Raw genomic sequence first — 3,885 nt, forward strand, 5'->3', positions numbered from 1 at the left:
TGATTTTTTGGACGATTTTAAACTTTAGACTATCGCGCATCACGCAAAATCCGCTATTTAAATTTCACTCCGTCATGCTTATAGTTTCTGTCGTATCTAGCCTCACGGTACTTTTTCTAAAAGCAAGCCCGGGCTCCGTGCTTTACTACGCAGACGCCGCGATAACGGCGACGGCTCAAGCTTTGCTAGTTGGCGCATGGTGCGGCGTGGATGATGTGGAGGATGTTTAAATTTGGCTATAAAATGCGCGAGTAACGGCTCTGCGAGGCTTAAATTTGATCTGCCGACGCCGGTAAAATTTGGCAAATTTGAGTTAAATTTAGCTCTGACCGGCTTTGTTAAATTTGCGATAGCGCCGCTTGCGAATTTATTTTTATAAAACGGGCAAGCGCCAATTTTACTGCCGTTCGTATCAAAAAGGCGCGGGTTTGGCCGCCTGCGTATAAATTTAACCGTCGAGTCAAATTTGACTTTTTTAGGCAAATTCTCGCGAGGCCGTTTGCCGCGTCTCGCGTTAAATTTGACCCAAACTTGCCCTATCCGTTCATCTTGGATAGCTTCTCGTTTTTGAGATTTGCCTCCATCTGGCGTATCTCATCCTCGCCGCTTCTTACGACGTTTTCGTCGCACTCAAAGTTTTTGGCGTCTATTTTTTTTGGGTATTCGACGTTTGCCAGGATATGCCTAAAAAGGTTTATGCGAGCCTGCTTTTTGCTATCCGAGACGATGATCGTCCACGGACAAAACGGCGTGTTTGAGGCTAGTAGCATCGAGTATTTGGCGATGGTGTACTGATCCCAGAGCTCCTGGCTTTTTTCATCCACGGGCGAAATTTTAAACTGCTTGAGCGGGTCGGTGAGGCGCTCTTTGAAGCGCTTTTTTTGCTCCTCTTTTGAGACCGAGAGGTAAAATTTAAAGAAAATGATGCCCGAGTTTTTGATCATCTCCTCAAATTTAGGCACCTCGCGCAAAAACTCCTTGTGTTCCTCCTGCGTGCAAAAGCCCATCACGGGCTCCACGCCCGCACGGTTGTACCACGAGCGGTCAAAGATCACGATCTCGCCTGCACTCGGTAAATGCGCGACGTAACGCTGGAAATACCACTGCGAGCGCTCGACGTCGCTTGGCTTTTCAAGCGCCACGATGCGGCAACCGCGCGGATTTAGATGCTCGGTTAGGCGCTTTATCGAGCCGCCCTTGCCCGCCGCATCGCGCCCCTCGATGATGATGAGTACGCGCAGACCCTGCTCTTTTACGTGATTTTGAAATTTTAAAAGCTCGATTTGTAGCTTTCTAAGCTCGTGCTCGTAGTCGAATTTCACGCTATCCGTGCCGTTTTTACTCACTCTAAACCTCCTTTGGGCATTTTTAAAATGTTACTATCAAATAATTAAAATTTAGCTAAAATACGCCTCTTAATTTAACATTTAACGCTGACTTTATGGGAGCTTGTGTAAAATACGACAAAAATTTCAAGGAATATTATGATTTTTAGGATGATTTTTGCGGCGATTCTGACTTGCTGCGCTATGTTTGCCGAACCGCTTTCGGTCAAAGAAGCCTTCGGTCTCACCGCACACGCCGACGAGCAAAACGTCGAGTTTAGATTTGCCCCCGCGCCAAATATCCACGTCTACAAAGACAGCCTAGCAGCGAGCCTGGGCGATAAAATTTTAAACTCGCATCTAAACTTCCCAAAAGGCGAAATTTACGACGAACGCGAAGTTTATACGGGTAAATTTAGCCTTTTCGTGCCGATAAATTTGTTAAAAGGGCTTAGCGGCGGCGAAAATTTCACTCTAAAGCTCGAATACCAAGGCTGCGCCAAAGACGGCATCTGCTACCAACCGCAAGTGCTCAAATTTAGCGTCAAAAAGGGTCTTGGCGGCTACTCCGTCGCGCAGATCATAGAGGCCGCCGAGCCTGAATTTGCCGGCTCGCCGGCGCCGCTCTCCGAGCAAGACTCTATCGCCGCAAGCCTTGGCAGTGGAAATTTTCTCCTCTCGCTCGCTACGTTTTTTGGCTACGGGTTGCTACTATCGCTCACGCCTTGCATCTTTCCGATGATACCGATCCTTTCATCTATCATCGTCTCAAAGCAAGCTAGCGGCGGCAAAAACGGCGCCATAAATTTAAGCGCGTCAGACGAAACCTCGGCTAAATTTGATAGCGATAACCCGCACACTAAAAATGGCAACAGTAAAAGCTCTCGTGCTACGAGCGGCTTTTTCCTCTCTCTTATCTACGTTTTTGCGATGGCCTGCGCCTACGCGGTCGCAGGCGTAGCGGCTAGCGTTTTTGGCTCGGGCGTGCAAAGCGCGCTGCAAACACCGGCCGTACTGATCGGCTTTAGCCTCGTTTTCGTAGCGCTCGCGCTTTCGATGTTTGGACTCTACGAGCTTCAGATGCCGCTTGCTATGCAAAACGCGCTTAGCAAAAAAGCCCAAAGCAAGGGCGGCATAATCGGCGTTTTTGCGATGGGATTTTTATCCGCACTCATCGCTAGCCCTTGCGTCGCCGCACCGCTTGCGGGCGCGCTGCTTTATATCGCGCAGAGCGGAAACGCGCTATTTGGCGGGCTCGCACTATTTACGATGGGGCTTGGCATGGGCGTGCCACTACTGCTGATTGGAGCGAGCTCGGGTAAAATTTTGCCGCGACCGGGCGCATGGATGGATAAAATCAAGACGCTTTTTGGCTTTATCATGCTGATAATGGCGGTTTGGCTGAGCGCGCGCGTGCTGGGCGCTATGGCGGAGCTGCTACTTTACGGCGTCATCGGCGTGTTTGCGAGTGTATTTTTCGGAGCTTTTGATGCGACAAAGGACGAGTACGGCAACGGCAAAAAACTGCTAAAAGGCACGGCGCTGCTAGCATTTATCTACTCGGTTTTGCTGATCGTGGGCTCATTTTCGGGCGCAAAATCGGCGCTAAATCCACTCGAAGGCTTTAAAAATGCAGGCGGCGCGGGCGTAAATTTGAGTAAAAATGAGCCAAATTTTATCGCAGTGTCAAATTTGACCGAACTAGAAAATGTGGTAAAAAGCTCATCTAAGCCCGTGCTTATCGATTTTTACGCGACTTGGTGCGCTAGCTGCAACGAGCTTGACGAGATAACTTTTAAAGACGAAGCCGTGCTTAATAAGCTAGAAAATTTCACTCTTTTGCGAGTGGACGTGACGAAAAATAGCAATGACGACGCGCAGATAATGAAAAAATTCGGACTCATCGGACCACCTGCGATCCTATTTTTCAGCGCAGGTAGCGACGCGCAAGACGAGCTAAAAAACGCGCGACTCATCGGTTTTTACCCGCCCGAAAAGTTTTTAGCCCATCTTGAAAAATTCAGGCTGTGAAATTTGCGTGGCGATTTTTTGCGGTTTTATTCTTGAAATTTGAGGTAATTAAAGCTGATTTAAATTTCGCTCGCTATAATTTCGCCTATCGTTACCCTGTAGTTTAGTGGTAGAACTGCTGACTCTGGATCAGCTAACAGAGGTTCGAATCCTTTCAGGGTAACCATCTAATCCTTTTAAATCCCCAAAATACGGCACTTTCAATAGATTTGTTATACACTTGTTGATTTTGCTAGGCCAACACTACTAACGCTCTATTTCTCTAGTCGTTGCAGTAGATTTTTAGCCACGGATTCTTTTGGGTTAGGCGTTTGTAATACTTCAGCTCCGCGCAGTCAAATCATTTATCAAATTTGACCTCAAACATGCTGCTTTGCAGACCCTACTCCGCCGTTTTTGAAAAGGTAAATATCTTTTTTAGTTTTACAAGTCCGAGCTTCACGCCGCTATATCTCATTATCTTTGCCATCTGCGTCCATCTAGGCTTTTCGTAGCATGGATGCGGGCACTTGCGGCAGCTCGGTTTGAT

The 3,885-nt window shown here is 47.8% G+C and carries 5 protein-coding genes and 1 tRNA gene; 4 read left to right on the plus strand and 2 right to left on the minus strand.

Annotated elements, in window-relative coordinates; all coding sequences use genetic code 11:
* On the plus strand, positions 1–230 hold a 230-nt coding region (locus ACTTJF_RS09875), incomplete at its 5' end, for a hypothetical protein (protein ID WP_442551817.1).
* 2 nt (positions 231–232) lie between these two features.
* Positions 233–379 (plus strand): hypothetical protein, encoded by a 147-nt coding sequence (locus ACTTJF_RS09880; RefSeq protein ID WP_442551818.1) that lies wholly within the window; start codon positions 233–235, stop codon positions 377–379.
* A gap of 157 nt (positions 380–536) precedes the next feature.
* Here ACTTJF_RS09880 and ppk2 read toward each other — a convergent pair whose 3' ends face one another.
* Complete coding sequence (gene ppk2 / locus ACTTJF_RS09885) at positions 537–1,346, minus strand: polyphosphate kinase 2 (RefSeq protein WP_314998936.1); 810 nt, start codon at positions 1,344–1,346, stop codon at positions 537–539.
* A 138-nt stretch (positions 1,347–1,484) separates the two neighbouring features.
* On the opposite strand from ppk2, the gene dsbD reads away from it, so the two are divergent.
* Together dsbD and ACTTJF_RS09895 are read left to right on the plus strand one after the other, a co-directional pair.
* Positions 1,485–3,356, plus strand: a complete 1,872-nt coding sequence (dsbD, locus tag ACTTJF_RS09890) for a protein-disulfide reductase DsbD (RefSeq protein WP_442551819.1) — start codon at positions 1,485–1,487, stop codon at positions 3,354–3,356.
* Between the two features lie 92 nt (positions 3,357–3,448).
* Positions 3,449–3,522 (plus strand) — tRNA-Gln (locus ACTTJF_RS09895).
* 216 nt (positions 3,523–3,738) lie between these two features.
* Here the strand turns inward: ACTTJF_RS09895 and ACTTJF_RS09900 are convergent.
* Positions 3,739–3,885 (minus strand): nitrous oxide-stimulated promoter family protein (locus ACTTJF_RS09900; RefSeq protein ID WP_442551820.1); only part of this gene is annotated, 147 nt, incomplete at its 5' end.

Origin of the sequence: Campylobacter sp. (genome assembly GCF_052170435.1) — a bacterium.
GTDB lineage: Bacteria > Campylobacterota > Campylobacteria > Campylobacterales > Campylobacteraceae > Campylobacter_A.